Here is a 23,499-nt window from a genome sequence, read left to right as displayed (position 1 = left end):
TTCCATCTTCCAGCTCAAAAGCAACTAAAACCCAGACGGCTTACTCAATGCCTTGTTAGACCCATTGGTTCCTCCAAGATTTTGGATATTATCCTCTATATTTTGTTTGGTGATCAGGTATTTATAAGCCATTAAATACAAATCCACTTTAAAATTATTGTACGTACCATCCGGATTGCTGTATCGCTGTAAGGTGCTGTTGGTAAAATTAGCCCGGATATGCCAGGTCCCGTTGCTTCTGAAGGTATTCACATTGGGAGATCCCTGCTTATTATCATTGATGCCGTTAGCGCCGTAGTCAAGGGCAACCTGCGTGGAACCATTGTTGAGCTTGAAGGAATAATTATGCACCACCACTAAAAACCTTGTCGCATCTATTTTGGTATCATAATCAATAATGCCTGTGGAAGGAACACCTGAAATGGTAAGCTTGATATAATTGAATAATCCGCTGCTTTCCAATGCAGGATCATAGAGATCCAGTTTATTTTTGGAAGTGGCAAGAAAGTGGCCGCCTGTTTTATTCGGTTCACCGGGATTTCTGAGGTATAACGAGTTGGTGTAGCTCGGGCCGTTTACATCCAGTGTTTCTGTAGGATTGGCAGTCTTGATACCTACTTTTGCATTTTGGGCATGAATGAAGAGTCCTGTACATACAATAAGTACAGCATATATTTTTATTCTCATAATGGTTTATTGAAGTCCTATCGGGGTATTGGTTGAAACTCCGGTAAATGAATTATTGATGGTTCCGGTATAGGTTCCCCAGTCCTTCACCAGTGCTCTTTCATAAACACACAGGGTGAGTGACCAGGTTCCGTTTTGGGCGGATGCTGTACCGGCTCCCTGAAAGCTTAAATTCACAGCATTATAGGTTTTGCCGCCGTTGGTTACGAAAGTTACTTCCGTGGAGTACGCACCAAATGATTTAATTTGCGTCGTTGTGTTCACACCCGGGGTTGCATCTGTAAAAACAGCTCCGGTGATGGCCACGATATATTTAGCGGTTTCCAGCCCCGTATTAAGGCTTACCACATCATCCTGACTAACATTTTTGAGCGTAATATTGTAGGTGTTGACAGGGGCTACATTCCGCAGGGCAATATCGAGCAGCTTTACTTTCCCTACCGGTGTGCTATCCTTTGAGCGCGTAAGAAGATAATAATTTCCCGTTGCATAGGAATTCACGGTATCAATCACGTAGGATTCTATTAAAGATCCTCCCGAAACATCCAGGGTTCCCTGCGGGTTTTTTGTATTGATCCCGACCTGTGAGCTCATATTCAGATAAGCACCTGCAATAAATAAGAGCGTGGTTATTTTTTTCATATTATTTTTTTGTTATTGGATTAATGGGGCAGAAGCGGCTCCTGTTCCGGCGGTGTTTACGGTCTGTGCTATATTGAATTCCTTGGCGTATGTTCTGTCAAAAACTAATAGGTTGAGTGTCCATATCCCATTCGGAAGCGCATCATCTGTTGAAAATCCTACATAATCTGCTCTGAGTTTCCATGTACCGTTTGAGCTGTATGCGTAGATTTCATGCATAGGGGTAATCCAGTTTGAATTAACCGTATATACCGGCTGTGTAAACCCATGGGAAGCAATGATGACCAGGAATTTATCTGAATTGATCTTGGTGTCATACTCATCTATCCAGTCTTTATCATCGTTGTTGCAGGTGATTTTATACTGGATCATATTAATAGGGGCCAACCAGATTCCCATCAGGATCCCTGAATAATAAAGACTTATTTCCCCATGGCATGGTAGTCGGTTCCTGAACAATATAAGTAGCCAGGAAATCCTTTAGCCTTGCAAATTCTTTCTCTACGTCATCAACCCTGAATTCTATAATTGCAGAACGGTTTTCAGCAGGTTGTGCCACCGCTTCGCCCCCGAAAAACTGTAAAGTCCTGGTGCTTCCGATAGCAAGGGTTGCTGCAGGCGTTTTCAGTTCGGCAAAATCAGGAGTATACTGTATGGCCTGAAGGCCTGTAATCTGTTCATAAAACGGGATCAGGGTCTCAATATGGGCCGTAATAATACGGATGGATACTAAATTCATTGTTGAATATTTTAAATTACTCAGCAAAAATAGGAGAGAGGTGTGACATGAGGGTGTCAGCAGGTGAATTTTAAATTTTCAGGAATTAGTATAAGATTTAATTGAAATATCGCGTAATTCATTAATTATTTTACATCAGAAAAAACGTTACTTATTATTCAGATAGGAAATTCCATTAACATACCATATGAGGAACAGGTTCTGAAAATAATACTATTTTTGTCGAAATTATTAATTAATAACCATATGAGAAAAAAAATGATGGGTTTATTACTGGCTGTTTCTTTGACTGCGGTTTCTAAAGGACAATGTTTGAAAACAGTTCATACACAATTTGAAACGGTAGCTGCGATAAGTGCTGATGGAAATATCTGGGAGTGGGGAAGCAACCATTATGGGCAGTTGGGGACAAATGATTATACAGACAGAGGCACGCCCTTCCAGCTTACCACATCAGGTGACTGGAAAAGCGTTTCACATTCCTATATGTCGACAGTAGCCTTGAAGAATGACGGAACCCGTTGGGGATGGGGAGAAGGGAATCAGCTTGGAAATGGATCTACATCTCCGGTTCATTTACCTGTACAAATAGGTACGGATCATTGGAAAGCAATCTATAATGGGCTTTTTACCGTTTACGGTGTTAAAATGGATGGAACTCTCTGGGTTTGGGGAACGGGAATTGAAGGTCAGTTTGGAAACGGAACTATGCCGGCTGATCCTTCATTAGTCCCTGTACAGGCTGGACCGGATACAGACTGGCAGTTTCTGGCCGTAGGCAGTCACCATACACTTGGGCTGAAGAACAACGGAACATTATGGTCCTGGGGAAACAACGGTGTGGGGCAGCTAGGTATAGATAGCACAGTAAGTAATTTTTCTATCCCGCAGCAAATAGGAACAGATAGCAATTGGAAAACCGTTTCTACAAAAGGAGGTTATAGTCTGGCACTGAAGTCGGATGGAAGCTTGTGGGCCTGGGGAGCGAATGAACATGGTGAACTGGGTGATGGGACAACAATCCAACGGAGATCCCCGGTACGTATTGGGAATTCCTTTGATTGGAAAATAATTACTACAGCTACTTATGATAAAAGTTTTGCAATTAAGAACGATGGAAGTTTATGGGCGTGGGGAAAAAATGAATATGGCGGATTGGGGGATGGAACTACCATACAACGAACCTCTCCTATACAGATTGGAAATGATTACGACTGGAAAAGTATAGACTGTGGGGCCCTTCAATGCGTAGCAATAAAACAGGATAATTCCGTATGGTCGTGGGGAGGAAATCATTCCGGGCAGCTTGGAAATGGAACTATTTCAGCGTCATTTACACTTACTCCTACTATGGTTATGGGACCTTGTTCTTTGCTTGGAACTGCTGACAATAAGCTTTTTTCAGCAAAGCAGGTAAAGATCTATCCTAATCCAGTGTTAGAAAAGATTCATTTTTCTAAAGAAATCAAAAGCATCAGGATTTACAGTGTAACCGGTGCGCTGATAGAATATTTTTCAGATTTAAACACTAATGTATTGGATGTTTCGACATTGCTACCTGGAACATATACTATAGATGCGGTTACTGTTGACGGAAATAATTTGCAGGAGAAGATAATCAAAAAATAATGATGACCCGGTGACAACTGGTTTTATTACAAAATAAAAAACAGCACCATTAGATTTCAATGGTGCTGTTTACATTTAGTGTTTTTACCTTAGTTATTGGTGTTCGAAATTGTTTTTTTATTGGATTTAATCACTTTATCATCTAATGCTTCATCATTATGGTATGAACATTTTAACTGAGGGAATACACTCTGGGAACCATTTAACGGGAGGATCATTTAGATTAAACTGAATATTCTGATTGACCCTGTCCGAAATATGGGATTGATCAAAATTGATGGTACTTTTTTCAATCGAAATTGTGTTTTATATATGCTGAATGGTTTAGTTCGTGCAAATATACACAATTAGACACTATGTAGTGTTTAAAATAATAAAATTTTTCTTAAACTTGTATAATTGAATCTCAAATCATGGAAAGAAAACCAGTAGCCGGCAGTATCCGCAACAAAGAACGAAGTAAAAAAAAGTTTTTGGATGCCGTTGGAAAAATTCTGAAAACAAAAGGATATGCCGCATTGAAGGTCAATGATATCGCTGCCGTTGCCGGAGTGGATAAAAAAATGATCTACACCTATTTTGGCGGTATGGACGGCCTTATGGACGAGTATATCCGTTCCAGGGACTACTGGAGCAATGTATTAACCGAAGGAGAAATGCCCGAAATAAATGACGGAGGAAGACTGCTCACAGAGGCCATGCTCCATCAGCAATATGATTACGTAGCTAAAAACAAAGAGCTGCAGAAGCTGTTGATCTGGCGTTTATCCGAATACCGGAAATCCCTGACAAAAATGACCAATCTGCAGGAAGAAAACGGCGAGCATCTTTTTAAATTGATTATTGAGCCCCATTTCGGTGAAAAGACGCAGAGCTACCGGGCCATAACAGCGATTATTATTTCCGGGCTTTATTACCTGAACATGTATTCTGCGGTGAATGGCAGTGTCTTTTGCGGAATAGACCTTAGTACACCTGAAGGACGCGATGAAATTAAAAAAGCGGTGTCTTTTTTAGTAGATCAGACCTACGAAAATCTCTGATGCTTTTTTTCTCACGCAGATTATGCAGACCGTGCAGATTTTTTTAACCTCGGATTTACACAGATTTCCACAGATTATTTTGAGAAAATTATTTTCTACAACTGCAATAAAAACCGACATAGGAAAATGGGCGTTAAAAAATAAACCCTGTGAGCGTTAAGAAAATTCTACTGTCCGAAGCACGGCACTGCGATTGATCCGAAGAAGAAATAGCAAATCCGCGCAAGTTTTAGAATTTTTAGAGAACAGGATTTATTTTTAGCGGAAGTTTCCCGGTCTTGAACTTTTGCTTCTTTTGTTTGACTAGGTCGAATCTTTGATTTCAAGACAAAAGAAGATATAAAGAAAAATCAAACTATTTATTAGAAAATATCATGCAGATGACGCTGATTAAGCGATAATATGGATAAAATCTGCATTATCTGCTTGATCAGCGAGAAATTTTAAAACGTTTTGCTTAAAAAAAAATCTTGATTTTTTTAACTATTCTTATCTCCTTAATCAATCTTAATGTTTAAGAAAGGCCAAATTTGATGGTTTATGATCTCACGCAGATGGAGCTGATTGAGCAGATAATACGGCTAAAATCTGCATTATCTGCTTGATCAGCGAGAAATTCTAAAATGTTTCGCTTAAAAAAAATCTTGATTTTTTCTTAATTATTCTTACCTTCTTAATTCCTCTTAATGTTTAAAAAAACAGCAGCAGAAGGCAAAACCTGATGATTTTATGATCTCTCGTAGATTACGCCGATTAAGCAGATCATAAAGATAAAATCTGCATCATCAGCTTAATCAGCGAGAAATTTTAAAACGTTTCGCTTAAAAAAATCTTGATTTTATCTTAACTGTTCTTATCTCCTTAATTCCTCTTAATGTTTAAAAAAAACAGCAGCAGAAGGCAAAACCTGATGATTTTATGATCTCTCGCCGATTACGCCGATTAAGCAGATCATAAAGATAAAATCTGCATCATCAGCTTAATCAGCGAGAAATTTTAAAACGTTTCGCTTAAAAAAATCTTGATTTTATCTTAACTGTTCTTATCTCCTTAATTCCTCTTAATGTTTAAAAAAAACAGCAGCAGAAGGCAAAACCTGATGATTTTATGATCTCTCGCCGATTACGCCGATTAAGCAGATCATAAAGATAAAATCTGCATCATCTGCTTAATCTGCGAGAAATTCTAAAACGTTTCGCTTAAAAAAATCTTGATTTTACCTTAACTATTCTTATCTCCTTAATTCCTCTTAATGTTTAAAAAAACAGCCACAAAAAAAGACTATCCTTGTGAGATAGCCTTGTAGGTTTTATATTTTCCGGATTATTTTATCCCTTATGATAAGGACACCCCGGAGGAGGATTCACTGAACTGTCCGGAACATTCATTTTAGGTGTTTTATCAAAAAACTGTTCCTCTATGATGGCTCTCTGATCCGCAGGGATATCCTCCAGTTTACGAAGCGTATTTACCTGGATATGAGGCCAGCTCGTGGTACCGCCGTCATTTCCGAAATCAAATTCAAAAAATACAATCTGCTCATACTGCAACTGTAGAATTTCTTTTCCGTCCTCAATCACGGTTTCAATCCATAAACGGAAATCTACTTCAACGGTAGGAACAAATCGGTTTACAAAAGGAACATTTAAAATTCCGCCCTGAGCGCCGGTCTTCATTTTTGAGGACATCTGAACAAGGACGTAATTAGCCACCTCCTGACCGCTTAACGTATCTCTCAGCCGTAAATCTGGTCTTACTGAATAAGGATAGAGATCATCGGCAAGAATGCGCTGGGTATAAATTTTATTCGAACCCGGGTCATTCTCATCGGTCAGCTTTTCGTGAACCCATGCCGGTGCCGGCTCATCAAGATTAATAGGATTTTTAGCGCTTGCACCGGCTCCTCCCATCGTTTGTGAAATGGCAAGATGATCCGTCTGCCAGGCAGCATCACCATACGGGAATTGCGGGGAACCGTTAATTAAATAGTTGTTACCGCTTGGTGCAATATCCCCCAATAAGGTAATGGTGCTGCCATGCGGGATCACACCGCTTCTTGAAATAGAGTAGTCCGGAATAAAGTAAGGCCCGGTGATGCCGTCCCCCGGTTTTATTTCCTGAGCGGGAATGATTTCATAATACTCCTGTCCCGGCTCCAGCTGGCTTAAAAGGATATATTTTTTATTTTTCTCGTCTGCTGACACCTGAACCAGAGGTTCATCCCTGTATTTCCCGGTATAGCCATAATTTTTAAAATCTTCATCAGAGAAAGCATGAATACCACGGTCTTTTTCAATGGACTCTTTGGTGGCAGCATGATTGTAAACGTCACTCAGCCAAAGGTACATCCCGTTTTCCTCATGAATAGAGGTGTATTGCAGGGAAGGCTGGCCTTCTGCTTTGTTGACACTCTTAATCGTCTGCTCGTATTTCACGGCTCCGCAAAACAATTCGCTGGCACCGCCCCGGTTACGGACACCACCGGGAACCAGGGAAAAGGTCAGCTTCTCAATATATTCTTCACTGTCAAAACTGAATTTACCGGGAATTGTTCCTGGATTGGTTCCCGGGGAAGGCATGATGGTCGTGTGAATTCCGCTGCCTAACGAAGGACGGGTTACATTTTTATTGTAATTCGCGTTATAGCTCACCCATGTTCCATCCAGTGCTGCAAGGACTCCGTAATCCACGTTATCCGCTATGGCCTGCAAATTTTCTTCCTTGAAAGGTGTTACAGGATCATCAATAAGAAGTTTTGAATAGCCGTCCATTATTTGAGCAAGGGTACCCTGGCTGAGGTCCTGACTCTTACGGAATAATTCACTTCCTTTTTCGAGGCTTTGTTTTTTTCGTTTAAGCATGATGTATAGTTTTTATGGTTATTAATTAACTGGATATTCAAAAGTAGGTCCTGCATTCTGCTGGGCGTTCAGCGGCTGGCTTATCAATCCGGTAGCCTGCTCCTTCAGGTCATACAATTGCGGATTAGATTCAAAATCTGCATTTTCGGATTGGCTTTCATAGGATACGCTGCGTTGCATTCTACCGGCAGAGCTTTTCCTATTGATCAGAACGGATCATTTCTTTAAAATTTGATGGTTAAAGTATCTTCAACTCCGGTTGGGAGACCGCAGTATCGATTGAGCTAGACCTGCCGGACCCGGGATACAGTTTCATAACCCATCTCTTTTTTCAGGAAAGGTAAGTGGTTGTTTAAACGATCCATTGTTATCAGTTTTTGTTTACTCAAAATTAGAAACAATGTGGTACGGGATGTTCAGTATTTCTACGTAATTTTTATTTGTTTTTTGTTGAAAAGTCCCTTGGATAAAAGAGTTCAAGCGTGTTTTATTGTTGCTTAATTTAGAATTATTTTAAATTACGAACGATGAGGTTTCGTAAAAAATAAAAACATGCGGATAGAACCATTGTTTTGAAAATAATCAGAAAGAATAGAAGTGAAAAGATCAGCCGGATCTCTTAGATGGTCAGTCCATGGTTGTTTTTTACCTCAGCCATCACAAATGTACTGTGTGTACTCCCGATGGAATCTACGGACCCCAGTTTATTAAAGACAAAATCCTGATAATGCTTCATATCCCGGACCTGAACTTTAAGCAGGAAATCAAAATCTCCTGAGATATTGTAGCATTCGGCCACTTCTTCTATTTCCAGGATTTCCTTTACAAAATCGTAACCTACGGACCGGTCATGGATCTTTAATTTGATCTGGCAGAAAACAGTAAACCCGCGGTTCAGTTTTTCAGCGTCCAGAACGGCGGAATATCTTTTGACATATCCATCCTGTTCCAGCCTTTTTATCCTTTCAAAAGCGGGCGAAGGGGAGAGATTGATTTCTTTAGCCAGTTCTTTAACAGTCAGTTTGGCGTTTTTCTGAAGCAGCCTGAGCAGCTGAATATCCTTATCGTCAAGATGGTCCATAGAATAATATTCTTTAATACTTTTGAATTATGCTAATTTAAAGAATAAAATTTGGTTTTTATTTTTAATTGCGGATTAATTTGCTTAATTAATAAGCATTGATTATTTATATATTCTGTATGATTAATTTTACTCAAAATTAAAATCTGCAATAAATGCAGGTTTGTAATAAAATACAGTTCTTTATATACTTCATCAAACAGGAAAGGTTTTACTTAAGGTAGATTAATAGGGAATCGTGTGAGAATCACGAGCTGTCGCGCAACTGTAAGTAACACACCAAAGGTTTTTGTCCTTGTGGATCCACTGCCGAAAGCGGGAAGGATGGCAGAAACCGTTACAAGTCAGGAGACCTGCCTTTACTGAATTGACAATGCTTTCGCGGGATGAAGCTTTGGATCATCAAGATGATATGTATCTGTACGCTTTTCGTAACCGGATGGCGTTCAGGTTGGTCATTATTTTTCCAGATTTTCTACCCGTTCAGGCATTACGAAGCATTTCAAGGGCTTTTCAATTAAGTTTAATTAAAAGTGAAAAACATGCAAACTCACATTCTGGGCTATCCGCGTATTGGTAGCAAAAGAGAACTCAAAAAAGCCTGCGAGCAGTATTGGTCAGGTAAAATTGTTTTGGAAGAACTTCTTACAGCAGGAAGAAATATCTGCAGCCAAAACTGGAATATTCAGAAAGAAGCAGGAATAGACCTCATTCCCTGCAATGATTTCTCGTATTACGATCAGGTTCTGGACATGAGCTTAATCGTAGGTGCCATTCCGGCGCGTTATCATGAAGTGGCTCTTAGAAATAACAGCTCTGAGCTGGATCTTTATTTTGCCATGGCCAGAGGATATCAAAAGGAAGGGTTGGATATCACCGCGATGGAAATGACGAAATGGTTTGATACCAATTACCATTATATCGTCCCTGAATTTTATAAAAATCAGCAGTTTAAGCTGAATTCAAATAAAATATTCAATGAATTTTCCGGAGCAAAACAGGCCGGAATTAATGCAAAACCGGTAATTATCGGCCTTGTTTCTTATCTGCTTTTAGGAAAAGAAAAAGAAGAGGGATTTGATAAGCTGGATCTTGCTGAAAATCTGCTTCCGGTATATATTGAGATTTTATCCAGACTTCAGGAGCAGGGAGCGGAATGGATCCAGTTTGATGAACCGTTTTTAGCATTGGACCTGACTGAGAAAGCAAAAGAAAAATACCAGTGGGTATATGAGAAGATCAGAAAGCAGTTTCCAAAGCTGAAATTCATTCTGGCCACCTATTTTGATGGATTAAAGGATAACCGGTCACTTGCTCTTTCCCTTCCGGTAGATGTTCTGCATATTGATCTGGTAAGAGATCCGGAACAGCTGGATGAGGTGCTTCAGGCAGTTCCTGAAAATGTAGGTCTGTCATTAGGCGTGGTAGACGGAAGGAATATCTGGAAAAATGATTTTGAAAAATCCCTGACATTTATTGAAAAAGCAATAGAAAAATTAGGTGCTGAAAGGATCTTTATTGCTCCATCGTCTTCATTACTGCATTCACCTTGCGATCTGGATTTTGAAACGGATCTGAATCCTGAAATTAAAAACTGGCTGGCCTTCGCCAAACAGAAAGTAAAGGAAATAGTGACGCTTAAAGAACTGGCAGCCGGAACTCCGGACGAAACTATTCTTACCGCTTTTGAAGACAATAAAAAGGCAGTGGCAAGCAGAAAAACATCTTCACTGATTCATAATGATGCAGTAAAACAAAGGACTGATGCCGTGACAGAAGCAGATTCCCGCAGAAACAGCTCCTTCAAAATAAGGAAAGAGGAACAGCAGAACGTATTACAGCTTCCATTGTTCCCAACCACCACCATTGGCTCATTCCCGCAGACGGCAGAAGTGAGAAGCTGGAGGGCAAAATTTAAAAAAGGAGAATTGACTGCAGAACAGTATCATACTTTACTAAAAGAAGAAACCCAAAGAACGATCCGCTGGCAGGAAGAAATAGGAATTGATGTACTGGTTCACGGAGAATTTGAACGTAATGATATGGTTGAATATTTCGGAGAGCAGCTGAAAGGATTTGTATTCACGAAAAACGGCTGGGTTCAAAGTTATGGAAGCCGCTGCGTAAAACCTCCGGTTATTTTTGGAGACGTTTCCCGTCCTGACCCAATGACGGTATACTGGTCTCAATACGCACAGTCACAGACGGAAAAGTGGGTAAAAGGAATGCTAACCGGCCCGGTAACGATTTTACAATGGTCTTTCGTACGTGATGATCAGCCGCGTTCGGAAACGTGTAAACAGATTGCTTTGGCCATCCGTGACGAGGTGGTGGATCTTGAAAGAGCAGGCATCAGAATTATCCAGATTGATGAACCGGCTATCCGGGAAGGGCTTCCTTTAAGAAAATCCGAATGGCAGAATTACCTGAAATGGGCCGTAGAAGCCTTCAGGATTTCATCCAGTGGAGTGGAAGATGCAACCCAGATCCATACCCATATGTGCTATTCCGAATTTAATGATATTATCAAAAACATAGCAGATATGGATGCAGATGTGATTACCATTGAATGTTCACGCTCACAGATGGAACTTTTAAATGCATTTGCGGATTTCAAATATCCGAATGAGATCGGTCCGGGAGTCTATGACATCCACTCGCCGCGGGTTCCGTCAAAAGAAGAAATGATCGAACTGCTGATCAAAGCCCAAAAAGTAATTCCGGCAGAACAACTTTGGGTAAATCCTGACTGCGGACTGAAAACAAGACACTGGGATGAAACGGAAAAAGCCCTGATTGCGATGGTGGAAGCTGCCAGACAATCAGCTTTTGCATTGGCGGAAAGTAATTAATTTAATTTTTCACCCATATTCCATACATTCTGATGCAGAGCAGGCGTAAAGCTTGCTCTGCTATTTTTTTATATTCAAATTAACCCAATATTTTCAGAATAAAATCACCCAAAAGGGTACCTGAAAAGCTTGTGGTTTTGGCTTAGATTTGTTTGTGAAAGCACTTCGTATCATCATTAACAAAAAACTCAAAATCATGAAAATTTCAATTCTTTTATTGGCATTTTTAGCCATTCTAAGCTGTACTGATAAAAAATCAGAAGCTCAGTCAAGACTTTGTACCGAACTTTATTCCGATCCTTTTTACTGGTCACCTATTCAGCCTAAGGCTGCTGTTGTGAAGAAAAGTCTTTGGCCGCATTCAGTTCATTTTCCGTTGAAGATCACTGTGAAATTTTTAAACGGAACGGAATTTCAGAAAAATAAAGTCAGGGAATATGCAAAACTGTGGGTGGAAGCTTCTGCAGATGGTAGTGAATATAAATTCCATACAAAGAAAAAAGTTAATTTCCGGTTTATTCCTTATGATGTAACTACCAGTGGAAACACTGCAGATATCCGGATTTTCTTTCATGAAGGTGGCTCTTCCTCTTACATTGGAACAGACGGTAAGACGATACCGCAGGACAAGCCCACCATGTTTTTTGGCTGGATCAATGAAAATGAACCTGAGGAATCTATAAAGCAGGTAGTTCTTCATGAATTCGGGCATGCGTTGGGATTTATGCACGAACATCAGCATCCCGGAGCGGTTATTCCCTGGGATAAGGAAAAAGTATACGAATATTACAAAAATAGCCAGTCTCCTCCCTGGACCAAAGAAATGGTGGATTATAATATATTCTACAGGTACAGCGTAAGCACAACCAATTATACAGCCTATGACCCTAAATCAATTATGCATTATGCGGTTCCTGCCTTTTTAACGGTAGGAGGATATTCCACTCCCTGGAATTCAGATCTGTCTGCTTTGGACCGGTCATTTCTCAAGCAGATTTACCCTTATCATCCGTGCATTGTAAATGAAAGCTGCTGTTATGATAAAAACGGGAAGCAGATATTATGCCCCTGATAAAAACAAAATATAAAGAAACCCGGAGCCTGGGCTCCGGGTCAAAAAACAATTGGATATAAAAGGATAAAACGACTATTTTTAATGATATGAATAGGTTATTCTGTACAATTCGGACACTGTTTTACCTGTCCGTCTGTATGCTGCAACGGCTATTTTGAGAAGATAAAGTGTGAGAAATGTATCAAAGGGTTCCTGCTATGATCGCAGGAGGAATCAACAGAAGAGAATCTGCTGATGTAATGGCTTACTTGTATTTAACGAATGTAGCCTGTACCTTTTTGGTTTTGATATTGGTGGTGATTGATCCTCCGGTGTAGGTATTGTTTTTGCTGCCGTTTTTCATATTCCCGAAATCACTTTTCTGGCTTCCGGTAACTTCTTCGGTCAGTTTCATAACTACGCCGTCTGCTCCCTGTGCTTTACCCAGCTCGATCACTTTCTGCTGCACGGCATTCAGAGAGCTGAATCCCTGGCCTACATCCGTTGTTCCCATTATTTCGTGTTCTCTTTTGATATCGGCGGCATCAAAGTATACGTCTACATGCTGAGTGGCTGCATAGGTTTTCCCGAAATAAGACGGTGCACACGATGTAGCAGCAGAGAGCGCGAAAATTCCAATAGACTGGATGAATAATTTTTTCATTGTTTCTGAATTGTAAATTAAATTGTTAGATTTTATGTTGATGATTATTAGTTATTGCTTATTACCTATTACTTATTATTTATGGTGCAGATTCAATGGCGCCGGGATTTTCTTTACCTTTATTGGTCAATACTTTGTCCATCATTTGCGCCATAAATGAGTCACGGTAGGTCTGGCCGACAGGGATTTGGTTTTTTGTAAACTCGAGCTGTACAGTGTTTCCCTGAATCATAATGATAAACGGAACAGCGATGATAAAGGATTTATGGATGCGCATAAAACGTTCCGCCGGCAGTTTTTCTTCAAGTCCACCGATATTCAGGAGGGCCATGATCTGTTCACCCTCTGTGGTATGAAAGCAAACATATTTACCCTTTCCTTCAATATAGATAATATCGTGGGTATTAATTTTCACAAGCTTTCCTTTGTATTCCGTTTTCACCAGGATAAAGTCCTCCGTTTCGTTTTTAGGAGCCGAAACCATTTCCTGTGCACGCTGTACCGCCATAAGGAATCTTGGAAAGAAGATAGGCTTCAGCAGATAATCCACAACCTGATGATCAAATCCTTCAAGCGCATATTCACGGAAAGCGGTGGTCAGGATCACTTTGTAGCGGCCATTCAGGACCTGCAGTAATTCTATCCCGGACATTCCCGGCATCTGGATATCCAGAAAAATAAGGTCAACGTCCGTGCTGTTAAGCAGTTGTAATGCTTCCGCGGGATTGGTGGCAGTACCTACCAGTTTCAGGAACGGAGTCTGCTCAATATGCAGGGTCAACAGCTCTATCGCGTGGGCTTCATCGTCTACTACAATACAGTTCATCATAATTTACAGATTAATGATTATTTCGTTTAAATAATAATTGTCATCTTCTTTAATGGTAAAAGAATGCTTGATCCCGTACATCAGCTGAAGGCGCTGCTGTACATTGCTCAGGCCGATTCCTTTGGAAGGTTCTTTCGGACCGGTTTTCTTCTTATTGCTCACCAGGAAGTATATTTTACTTTTCGTGGCGATCAGTTCAATAGATACCTGGTTTTTCTCATCGGTAAGGTCACCATGTTTAAAAGCATTCTCCACAAGGGTAACGAAGGCCAGAACAGGGATAGATGCATAATTCGCCTGAATATCTTCATAATACCTTATTTTGAGATTGTGGCTGAACCGGATCTGATTCATTTCAATTACCTTTTTCATATGTTCAGCTTCTACCGCTAAGGGAACGGTACCCAATTCTCCCCAGTCATCAAGGGCATAGCTCATTATTTCGGACAGGAGATGTACGGCATGGGCGGCTTCCGGACTGCTTTTTAGGGTTTTTGTATAAATAAAGCTCAACGAGTTAAACAGAAAATGAGGGTTGATCTGGTATTTAATTGCAGCAAGTTCTGCTTTAAGCTTTTCTTTTTCCAGTTCTTCCTTATGTTTACGCATTTCATTGGAAGTAATTGAGGTGGCAACAAAATAGGCGATCAATGCAATAAGAACATCCAGAACGGCAGTGGTAATAAAAAATATTCTCAGTGAGTGATCAATAGCTGATGAAGGATCCGGCTTTACGATGAAAAAATTCCATACATATTCATACACGGTAAGCAGGATAAAAAATACAGCGCACTGAAGGATCGTTGTTCTCCATTTTCTATTCCGTGTCAGTGGGATCATGACATGGTAGATCAGAAGATAATACACAAGTGTTCCCTTAATAATCGTATGAACCGCATTGATATAAATTTTGTTGCCCGGACCAAACTGCCGGAGCGTTACCTCAAGCCCCTGAAGTCTTACCAGAAACAGAAATACCGCAACATTCCATGCTGTATACAACATAAAGATGACCAATATTTGTTTCCATTGTTTTCTGACCGACTCTAACATTTTAACGCTCACTTTAATTTAAGGTATAAATTTTTTGTTATATCTGATAAACAGACTATTCATACAAATAATGCTCTACTAAAATTACAACAAATCTCTTTTGACACTGCAATATTAGTTCATCTTATACTCCTGCTAAAATATAATACGTCAATAGCCGGATTAGCACCATCAATAATCGTATTGTAGCAACATTATGTATTTAATAAGAGTAAAAAAGAAGAAAAAGGGAAAATGAAATTAGAAAGATCTATGAATCACAGAAAATTTATTATTTTATGCTTACTAATACTAATAATCTCCAAGATCATCTGTGAAAATCTGTGCCATCTACGGGAGAAAAAATTAACCACAAAAGGGACAAAAGTTTTTGAACACTTTAGTGATTTTAAGTTTAATATTAGAATGCGTAGAAGTTCACATAAGTTTTTAAAAAATCAAAGATTTTTATTTACCATCCTAAAAAATCTGCTTTATCTGTTCGATCTGCGAGAGGAAAATTAACCACAAAGTGACAAAAGTTTTTGAACACTTTAGTGATTTTAAGTTTAATATTAGAATATGTAGAAGTTCACATAAGTTTTTAAAAAAATCAAAGATTTTTATTTGCCACCCTAAAAATTCTGCTTCACCTGTCTGATCTTCGGGAGGAAAATTAACCACAAAAGGGACAAAAGTTTTTGAATACTTTAGTGATTTTAAGTTTAATATTAGAATGCGTAGAAGTTCACATAAGTTTTTAAAAAATCAAAGATTTTTATTTGCACCCTAAAAAATCTGCTCCATCTGTCTGATCTGCGGGAGGAAAATTAACCACAAAAGGGACAAAAGTTTTTGAACGCTTTAGTGATTTGAAGTTTAATATTAGAATGCATAGGAATTTACATAAGTTTTTTAAAATCAAAGATTTTATTTGCCACCCTAAAAATTCTGCTGTATCTGTTTGATCTGCGAGAGATAAAAATCTTTAAGCAAGAACCAGATAAAAAAAGCAGAGATCAATTCTCTGCTTTTTCTTTTTTAACGGCCTGATGCATGAAAAGGATAATTCCCAGGAGCATCACGGCAATAGCCAGATAACGCCACGCAAGTCCCTGCTGCTCCGTCACATTTCCGCTGACAGAAATAATAAAACTCGTCACAGAAGTAATGACGTAGACCAGTCCACCCATTAATCCACCCGCAGTTCCCGCATTTTTCGGGAAATAGAGCATACTCGTGGTAAAAAAAGAAGTAAACAGTATCCCGGAACAGATATGTATGAAAAAGGCAAAAGGAACCATAATGAAGAGACTTTCCGCATAGAAACTGGTAGTGATCAGTCCGGCGATCAGGATCAGCTGTAAAATAATAGGCTGAAGGATTCTTTCCTTAAAATCAAGTTTAAGCCTGCGTTTTCCTATAAATCCGCCGATCATCCATGAAAAACCTAAGATCAGAGTACAGTATCCTATTACCACAGGGGTAAAATGGAATGTATTTTCAATGATAAAAGGTCCGGTAATATTGAAAAGCATCACAATGGAGTAGCTCAATCCCAGGATAATAATTCCGAGCATAAAAATCCTGTTTTGCAGCATCATCTTGTACAGGGAAATGTTTTCCGAAAGATTCAGCTTCTTTTTCTCCGGAAGGCTTTCCCCACTGAAAAACCATTCAAACAGAAACAGGATGCCTGCATATAAAGCCAGGAAGTGAAAATTGGCATGCCAGTTAAACAGTTTTTCCAGGTACCCTCCAAGGAAAGGAGCCAGAATGGGCCCGCACGACCATACAATCGTGAAATAGCTCAGGTAGTGTTTTACTTTTTCAGAGTCGTAAAGATCTACAAAAATGGCGCGCGTGGCTACTACGAGGATAGAAACCGCGGCTCCCTGCAGAATACGCAGCAGGCAGATCAGCAGAATACTGTCCGTCATTGTGATCAGGATGCTGCTGATGATCAGTAAAAACAAGGCAACAAGTTTGGGACGGTACCGCCCGATACTGTCCAGGATTCCTCCTACAAAAAGCTGCGAAATCCCGTAGCTGAGCAGATAGGAAGTCAGGGTGATCTGGATGTCTTTTTCAGAAACCTGCATTTCCTTCGCCATTGAAGGAAAGGAAGGCAAATAAATATCAGTGACAAACCCCGAAAGCGGGATAGACACAAAGGCCATAATGGTTATTAATCTGATTCTTTTTTCAGATGCTTCTTTCAACAACATATTCATTCGTTATTTACTATGCAAAAATAAGCCGGGAATTATTAAGATGAATTTTAAAAGACAAAGTAAAAATTACAAAAATCAAAGAATTAAACTGTGCTTTTAAATTTCAGCGGAGAAACCTCAGCATGTTTTTTAAAGAAATTATTGAAGTGGGAGGGCTGCTCAAAACCAAGCGTATACCCAATTTCAGCGATATCCCAGTTGGTGTACTTGAGCAGGTTTTTAGACTCCTCAAACACCCTTTCCTTAATGATCTGGGTGGTCGTAAGATGAGTGACCGATTTTACCGATGAATTCAGGTGATTAACATGCACATTGAGATGATCTGCAAAGTCGGAGGCCGTTTTTAAAGCCAGCGGGTAAGCCGGCGAATCCAGTGGGAACTGTTTGTTGAGCAGTTCGTCAAATAAGCGGTACAGACGTACATTGGCGGGAAGCTCATCAGGATTGATATCATCTACACGGTTCTCCAGGGCCAGGTGTAAAACGGAAGCGAGGTGGCTCTTGATACTGCTGCACCGGAAAGCATAGGCCGAATTGTTCAGTTTATACATCTGCTCAAAATAAAGATTGGCAAGCTGGGCCTGTTCATCCGTTAAAAATACAATAGGCTGGCTCCATTCCTTGAAGAGGGAGGTCTTTTTAAACAGGTTGAATTCTGTATTTCCATTGAAAAACTCCTGATTAAACAGGCAGAAATAGCCTTCCTGAAGATCACCGTCGCATTCCCATGAATAAGGAATATGGGGCGAAGGAAAAAACAGGGCAGGACGGTCTACATACAGCTTGTGGGCGCCGTACTGAAAGGTTCCTTTTCCCAGGATAAAGCTTACTTTATAATAATCACGGCGGTTGTATGGGCTTTTAAAGCTGCAATACTTCCGCATGGAAATATTGAAGTGTGATTTTCCGGTCTCAAAATCATCCGAATCAAACATTTTCATCTGATTCTTCCGCAACCGGTTGTAATAATCTTCAATAGTTTCAAGCTGATCACTCATGAGTTAAAAATTATAAAAATCAAAGATACGGAAACCTGAATTAACTTTGAATTATTTTCAATGACACAGTGATAATGAACACTATAGATATCGTCAATTTATACTGAATCATTATCCATCTGCTAAATCAGCATCATCCGCGGGGAAATTAAATATTATATCAACCACAAAAGTCACAAAAGCTTTACAATCCTAAAATACTAAGTCCAGGGAGAAAGAAAATCTCAGATTTTCATAAAACTTAAGTGTACTTCTTGACGGAATGATTTTAAACTTCAAAATAACTACAGTGTTAAAAAACTTTTGTGACTTTTGTGGTTAATTTTTTTCTCCCACGGATTATAGATTTTCACGGATGATTACGGATATTTTTAAACCATTAAGATCAGTGAAGGAGATAAGATTATTTAAGGGAAATCTAAAGATTTTTTAAATGAAACTTTCTAAAGCGAAGCTCAAACTTAATATTCTTAACAACTTAAATTCATCTTAACGGTTCATTTTTTTTTGATCTCTCGCAGATCAGGCAGATGGAGCAGATTTTTAGGATGATAAATAAAAATTTTTGATTTTTTAAAAACTTATGTGAACTTCTACGCATTCTAATATTAAACTTCAAAATAATTTAAGTATAAAAACTTTTGCGGTTAAAAAAATTAACCGATTTCTAATTGAAGAATATGCGATGGCAGCTCAAATGGCCCGGCCACAGAATCAGCAACAACACGGAATCCTGCTTCTTTTAAAAACTCCAGAAGAGGATCATGCGTCATCATATTGATCCAGATGATATCCGTGAAACTGGCGGCAGATCTGCTTTTTTTCCAAAGTGACTGTCTGGTCTCCTCCGAATCGAATTCCGGAAGGATCACAAAGCTGATTTCCGTGGCTCTTTTTTCCTCAGGCAGGGAAGGGTGGCTGGTGCCGCTTTTGATGATGCTGTATCCGGCCGGCCGGTCGTCTGCATAGGTGATGATCATCTGGTTGGAAAGATTATTCAGGTCATTGATCATTTTTCTGGGATCAATGTTATTTTGGATATATTTTTTGATATCATCTTCAGGAACCATGCCTTGGTGTAATGTATAAACGGAAGAATCAATAAGGCGTATAAGATCAGAAATTCCCTCTTCAGAACCCACTGTAAATTTCGAATTGATATTCATGAATATTTTTTTATTCAAATTTAGAAGATTATAGCGTTAAAAAGGGATACAGTTCTGATTTATTTAACCAATACAGTTCATAGTGTAATTAAATTTTGTACTTTATAGCTGATCTTGTGTTGTGAAAAAGCATAAACCGGAATAAAAATCGGAAGATAAAGTAATTTTATCATAAATAGCAGATGATTAATAGTGTTTATAAAGCATAACAATTTAAAGATAGAATCTATTACATTTCCGTTGTTTTATTATCGGAAATAGATTTTGAAATGTATTGAAAATTAAAAATAGTTTGAGGAAAACTTTTCGTTACATAAATATTTTTTAATTTCGCAGGATTCAAGTCATTTGTAAATCTACCCATTGAGAACGACGAGGCATTTTAAAAATTTCCTTACGGCAATATTTATTGCTGTTTATGCCTTTGCTGTTTCTCCGGCAGAATATCTCCACCGCCACCTTCTTCATGGTCAGGATGCAGGAAATATCTTCCGGCAACCCACAGAAGAATATGGAAAGATCTTTAAGAAAGCCTTTTCCTCTTGTGATACCAAATGTCCGATCTGCCATCATAAATTGTTGGCCGAAGAAGAAACCGGGAATATTTACAGTGCTTCATTCTCACTGACAAAAATTACAGGAAAGATCCTTTCTTCTCCTGAATTTCTATTTTCTTTTACCTTATTTTCTTTAGCGGACAGAGGCCCTCCGGCTGTATTATAATTTTTTAAATATCCGATGCCTGCTTTTGCGGGCTGAACCTTTTTATTATTTAAACACTATAATACATTTTTCATGTCAATATTACAAGCTATTGAGCTTAGTAAGCAGTACAGCCATGTTACTGCACTAAGTGGTCTCAACATATCCGTACAAAAAGGAGAGGTTTTCTGCCTTCTGGGACAGAACGGCGCCGGTAAAACCACGACCATTAATATATTTCTGGGTTTCTTGGAAGCAAGCTCCGGTCAGGCGCTTATCAATGGAATTCCTGTAGAAATCAATGGGGAAACCACTAAAAAGTTTATCGCCTATATTCCGGAGGTCGTTCAGCTTTATCCTCATCTTACAGGAATTGAAAATCTGGATTTTTTCAGTCAGATGGCAGGTTTCCGGTATTCCAAAGAAGAACTGGGTAAGTTTCTGGACAATACAAGTCTTCAGAAAACTGCCCACGACAAAAAGCTGTCAGCCTATTCAAAAGGAATGCGCCAGAAAGTTGCCATTGCCATTGCTGTTGCTAAAAATGCCGATCTTATTTTAATGGATGAACCTACTTCCGGTCTCGATCCGAAAGCCACTGCAGAATTCACCAGAATCTGTAAAGAGCTCGCTGCTGATGGGAAAACCATTATGATGGCTACCCACGATATTTTCAATGCCGTAAATGTGGGAACCAGGATCGGGATTATGAAAGAAGGAAGTCTGGTGCACACCCTTGAAGCCAAATCTGTGACGGCAGACGAACTGCAGAAGATCTATCTGGAAACCATTTAAGAACAGGGAATGAAGTATTGGTATATCACAGTTGCACTGGCCGTCGCCAGTGTGAAGGTCTGTGCGCAGCAGACATTATCCGGCGAAGTGGTGGGAGATCATCATCAGAAAATAAAAAATGTCCGGATCAGCATTAAAAATAAAGAGAATACATATGAAACAACAGCTCAGGACGGAACATTCAGCATTCCGGATTTTAAAAGCGGAGTCTATGAGATAAAAGCAGATGCAGAATCTTATGATACATACATCGAACAGATTGAAGCAGACAGCACGTTTTTGACAAATAATCTGGTGATACGGCTTTATAAAGTCGGGGCTATTCAGGAAGTGGAAATTATAGGCAGGGCATCCAAAAAATACTACAGCGATTATTCATTCTCGGCTACTAAAATAGGAGTTCAGAACAAGGATATTCCTTTTTCCATTTCTACCGTGAGCAAGGAAATGATCAGTGACCGTCAGGCTTTTCAGATCGGGGATGCCGTTAAAATGGCCAGCAGTGTAACGCCGGTAAGCTACTACAACCAGTTCAGCATCCGGGGAATTGCTCAGAATGAAGAAGGGACCATCATCAACGGAATGCGTACGCGGCAGTATTATTTTATGCAGCCTATTACCACCAACCTTGAGAAAATTGAGGTGATAAAAGGTCCTGCGAGTGCTGTGCTATCAAGCGTGGATCCTGGCGGAAGCATTGTTCTGGTCACTAAAAAGCCGCTGAAAACACCTGCGAAGGAGGTGAGTATGAGTGTGGGGAGCTTTAGCACAATAAGAAGCTCTCTGGATTTTACAGGCCCTTTAAACAAAGAGAAAACCCTTCTATACCGGTTGAATGCAGGATATGCCCAGGCACAAAGTTTCAGGGATATCCAGTCTCAGAAGAGCCTTCTGGTTTCCCCTTCGTTTTCCTATGTTCCCAATGACAGGACCGCTATCAATGTAGAAATGATCTACAGCGACCTGAATGGTAAAATAGACCGCGGGCAGCCGATTTTCGGAGCGGTAGACGGAATGACGGATCTCCGGAGCACGCCCATCAGCTTCAATCTGGGAGCAGTGAATGATTATTTTAAATCAAAAGAACTGATCATCATGTCCAATTTCACCCACCGGTTCAGCGATAAGATCAGCATCAATGCCTCTTATATGAAACAGACCTGGAAAGAAGACCTCCAGGAGCACAGAACCACCAATGCTTTCGGGGTAGATGTCAATAATAAACCTATTCCAACCCTTGCCGGGATGCAGATGGTACAACGGAACCAGTTCTGGAATACGGATAACCTTAATGCTTATCTGGTATTCAATGTAAAAACCGGTCCTGTTGAGCATAAAATTCTGGCAGGTTATGATTTGATCAGCACTCATAAACACAAAGGAGGAGCACAGAACACGGCAAGAGGATACCTTTTGACCAACGGGAAAACGGCTTCGTCCTATAATCCGCAGAATGCAGATGCCTATCAGATGGTGACCGTCAACGGAATTACCATGCCCAAACCGAATGTGGAACATTTTGACCTGTCTAATCCGGTATACAGCATTAAAAATCCGGATGAATATGTTTTTTCCAAAACGGCACTACCGGCAGCACTGATCCGTTCCCATGGAATTTATTTGCAGGATCAGATCAAATGGAACCGTTTCAACCTGTTTCTGAGCCTGAGACAGGAATGGTTCGAGGATATCACCCGGTATAAGGAGAACAATGAAATCAAAGTGAAAGATACAAAGCTGATCCCAAGGATAGGTCTGACCTACAATGTCAGTGAGCAAATCAACGTATATGCTTCCTATATCGAAGGATTCCAGCCCCAGTCGAATACGGCATCACTGGCCCCGGTCACTATTCCCGCAGGCAGAGCCTTTGATCCGTTAAAAAGCAATTCGAAAGAGATCGGTATGAAGGCTGATTTCTTTAATAAAAAACTGCATATAGACCTGGCCATCTATGAAATCCGACAGCAGAATATCCTGCTGAACGCCAATGATCCTGCAGAACCCGACCGTCTGGTAACGAGGGGGCAGGAGCGGAGCCGCGGTTTTGAGATGGACATCATAGGAAATATACTTCCCGAATGGCAGGTTTTCGCTTCTTACGGGTATAATGATGCAAGAATTGTGGATGATATCAATCCAGCACTGATTGGGGCAAGAAAACAGAATACTCCGTTTCATAGTGCGAATATCTGGCAGAAATACTGCTTCAGAGATTCTTCTTTCCTTAAAAATATGGCTGTAGGTCTGGGCGTGCAGTATAGCGGGAATAAAGTTCCGATGTACAACCGCTCATTTGTGGTGCCTGCCTATACCGTTTTCGATGCGGCTGTGTACTACACCCCAAAACAGGGACCCGTGAGTATTTCTTTCAATATCAACAATCTGTTTAATACGACTTACTGGCTGGGGGCACAAAATTACCTTCGACTGTTTCCCGGAGCTCCGAGAAATGCAGTGCTTACCGCCGTATATAAATTTTAAATCTACA

The 23,499-nt window shown here is 39.9% G+C and carries 20 protein-coding genes and 1 riboswitch; of the genes, 7 read left to right on the top strand and 13 right to left on the bottom strand.

Translation table 11 applies throughout. The annotated features are described in order from the left end of the window. Positions 1 to 24: 24 nt before the first annotated feature. The 4 genes from B7E04_RS16230 to B7E04_RS16215 are packed head-to-tail and all read right to left on the bottom strand — an operon-like array spanning position 25 to position 2,068. Entirely contained in the window at positions 25 to 687 is a 663-nt protein-coding gene (locus B7E04_RS16230) for a hypothetical protein (RefSeq protein WP_080779555.1), read from the bottom strand. Between the two features lie 6 nt (positions 688 to 693). Continuing rightward, entirely contained in the window at positions 694 to 1,329 is a 636-nt protein-coding gene (locus B7E04_RS16225) for a hypothetical protein (protein ID WP_080779554.1), read from the bottom strand. Positions 1,330 to 1,341: 12 nt separating this feature from the next. Next, positions 1,342 to 1,728 (bottom strand): hypothetical protein, encoded by a 387-nt coding sequence (locus tag B7E04_RS16220; protein ID WP_080779553.1) that lies wholly within the window; start codon positions 1,726 to 1,728, stop codon positions 1,342 to 1,344. Beyond that, positions 1,703 to 2,068: a VOC family protein gene (locus B7E04_RS16215; RefSeq protein ID WP_080779552.1), complete on the bottom strand. Its 366-nt coding sequence runs from the start codon at positions 2,066 to 2,068 to the stop codon at positions 1,703 to 1,705. The genes B7E04_RS16220 and B7E04_RS16215 overlap by 26 nt, the downstream gene beginning before the upstream one ends. 258 nt (positions 2,069 to 2,326) lie before the next feature. On the opposite strand from B7E04_RS16215, the gene B7E04_RS16210 reads away from it, so the two are divergent. Together B7E04_RS16210 and B7E04_RS16205 are read left to right on the top strand one after the other, a co-directional pair. After that, positions 2,327 to 3,697: a T9SS type A sorting domain-containing protein gene (locus tag B7E04_RS16210; RefSeq protein WP_165439460.1), complete on the top strand. Its 1,371-nt coding sequence runs from the start codon at positions 2,327 to 2,329 to the stop codon at positions 3,695 to 3,697. A gap of 413 nt (positions 3,698 to 4,110) precedes the next feature. Next, complete coding sequence (locus B7E04_RS16205) at positions 4,111 to 4,740, top strand: TetR/AcrR family transcriptional regulator (RefSeq protein WP_080779550.1); 630 nt, start codon at positions 4,111 to 4,113, stop codon at positions 4,738 to 4,740. 1,328 nt (positions 4,741 to 6,068) lie between these two features. Here the strand turns inward: B7E04_RS16205 and B7E04_RS16200 are convergent. From B7E04_RS16200 to B7E04_RS16195, 3 genes are all read right to left on the bottom strand, one after another. Next, a complete protein-coding gene (locus B7E04_RS16200) occupies positions 6,069 to 7,601 on the bottom strand; it encodes a peroxidase, FMP-type (RefSeq protein ID WP_080779549.1) in 1,533 nt (510 codons plus the stop codon). Positions 7,602 to 7,622: 21 nt separating this feature from the next. Beyond that, positions 7,623 to 7,781, bottom strand: a complete 159-nt coding sequence (locus B7E04_RS22210; RefSeq protein WP_165439459.1) for a hypothetical protein — start codon at positions 7,779 to 7,781, stop codon at positions 7,623 to 7,625. A 439-nt stretch (positions 7,782 to 8,220) separates the two neighbouring features. Next, positions 8,221 to 8,682, bottom strand: a complete 462-nt coding sequence (locus B7E04_RS16195; RefSeq protein ID WP_080779548.1) for an Lrp/AsnC family transcriptional regulator — start codon at positions 8,680 to 8,682, stop codon at positions 8,221 to 8,223. A 189-nt stretch (positions 8,683 to 8,871) separates the two neighbouring features. Beyond that, a riboswitch (cobalamin riboswitch) is annotated at positions 8,872 to 9,057 on the top strand. Positions 9,058 to 9,224: 167 nt separating this feature from the next. Here B7E04_RS16195 and metE point away from each other — a divergent pair. Continuing rightward, entirely contained in the window at positions 9,225 to 11,534 is a 2,310-nt protein-coding gene (metE, locus tag B7E04_RS16190) for a 5-methyltetrahydropteroyltriglutamate--homocysteine S-methyltransferase (protein ID WP_080779547.1), read from the top strand. 196 nt (positions 11,535 to 11,730) lie between these two features. Further along, positions 11,731 to 12,606, top strand: a complete 876-nt coding sequence (locus B7E04_RS16185; RefSeq protein WP_139785420.1) for a M12 family metallopeptidase — start codon at positions 11,731 to 11,733, stop codon at positions 12,604 to 12,606. A gap of 247 nt (positions 12,607 to 12,853) precedes the next feature. On the opposite strand, the gene B7E04_RS16180 is transcribed toward B7E04_RS16185, so the two are convergent. The 6 genes from B7E04_RS16180 to B7E04_RS16150 all read right to left on the bottom strand — a co-directional run bounded on the left by B7E04_RS16180 (position 12,854) and on the right by B7E04_RS16150 (position 19,511). Further along, on the bottom strand, positions 12,854 to 13,252 hold the full coding sequence (locus B7E04_RS16180) for a hypothetical protein (RefSeq protein WP_062647660.1): 399 nt from the start codon (positions 13,250 to 13,252) through the stop codon (positions 12,854 to 12,856). Positions 13,253 to 13,331: 79 nt separating this feature from the next. Beyond that, positions 13,332 to 14,081: a LytR/AlgR family response regulator transcription factor gene (locus B7E04_RS16175; RefSeq protein WP_080779545.1), complete on the bottom strand. Its 750-nt coding sequence runs from the start codon at positions 14,079 to 14,081 to the stop codon at positions 13,332 to 13,334. Between the two features lie 3 nt (positions 14,082 to 14,084). Beyond that, positions 14,085 to 15,086, bottom strand: coding sequence for a sensor histidine kinase (locus tag B7E04_RS16170; protein ID WP_228439964.1), 1,002 nt, complete (start codon positions 15,084 to 15,086; stop codon positions 14,085 to 14,087). A 1,046-nt stretch (positions 15,087 to 16,132) separates the two neighbouring features. Then, positions 16,133 to 17,338, bottom strand: a complete 1,206-nt coding sequence (locus tag B7E04_RS16160) for an MFS transporter (RefSeq protein WP_080780722.1) — start codon at positions 17,336 to 17,338, stop codon at positions 16,133 to 16,135. Between the two features lie 92 nt (positions 17,339 to 17,430). Further along, positions 17,431 to 18,345 carry a helix-turn-helix domain-containing protein gene (locus B7E04_RS16155; protein ID WP_080779542.1) on the bottom strand — a complete coding sequence of 305 codons (915 nt, stop codon included), beginning with the start codon at positions 18,343 to 18,345 and terminating at the stop codon, positions 17,431 to 17,433. A gap of 656 nt (positions 18,346 to 19,001) precedes the next feature. Next, entirely contained in the window at positions 19,002 to 19,511 is a 510-nt protein-coding gene (locus B7E04_RS16150; RefSeq protein ID WP_080779541.1) for a hypothetical protein, read from the bottom strand. A 363-nt stretch (positions 19,512 to 19,874) separates the two neighbouring features. Between B7E04_RS16150 and B7E04_RS16145 the strand changes: the two genes are divergently transcribed. From B7E04_RS16145 to B7E04_RS16135, 3 genes are all read left to right on the top strand, one after another. Beyond that, positions 19,875 to 20,234, top strand: a complete 360-nt coding sequence (locus B7E04_RS16145; protein ID WP_080779540.1) for a hypothetical protein — start codon at positions 19,875 to 19,877, stop codon at positions 20,232 to 20,234. 72 nt (positions 20,235 to 20,306) lie between these two features. Beyond that, positions 20,307 to 21,008 (top strand): ABC transporter ATP-binding protein, encoded by a 702-nt coding sequence (locus B7E04_RS16140; RefSeq protein WP_080779539.1) that lies wholly within the window; start codon positions 20,307 to 20,309, stop codon positions 21,006 to 21,008. 9 nt (positions 21,009 to 21,017) lie between these two features. Next, positions 21,018 to 23,492 (top strand): TonB-dependent receptor, encoded by a 2,475-nt coding sequence (locus tag B7E04_RS16135; RefSeq protein ID WP_080779538.1) that lies wholly within the window; start codon positions 21,018 to 21,020, stop codon positions 23,490 to 23,492. The last annotated feature ends 7 nt before the right edge of the window (positions 23,493 to 23,499 follow it).

The sequence above is a fragment of the Chryseobacterium phocaeense genome (assembly GCF_900169075.1).
Classification (GTDB): domain Bacteria; phylum Bacteroidota; class Bacteroidia; order Flavobacteriales; family Weeksellaceae; genus Chryseobacterium; species Chryseobacterium phocaeense.
Note: the sequence above shows the minus strand (reverse complement) of the source record. Positions and strands in the feature narration are given on the sequence as shown.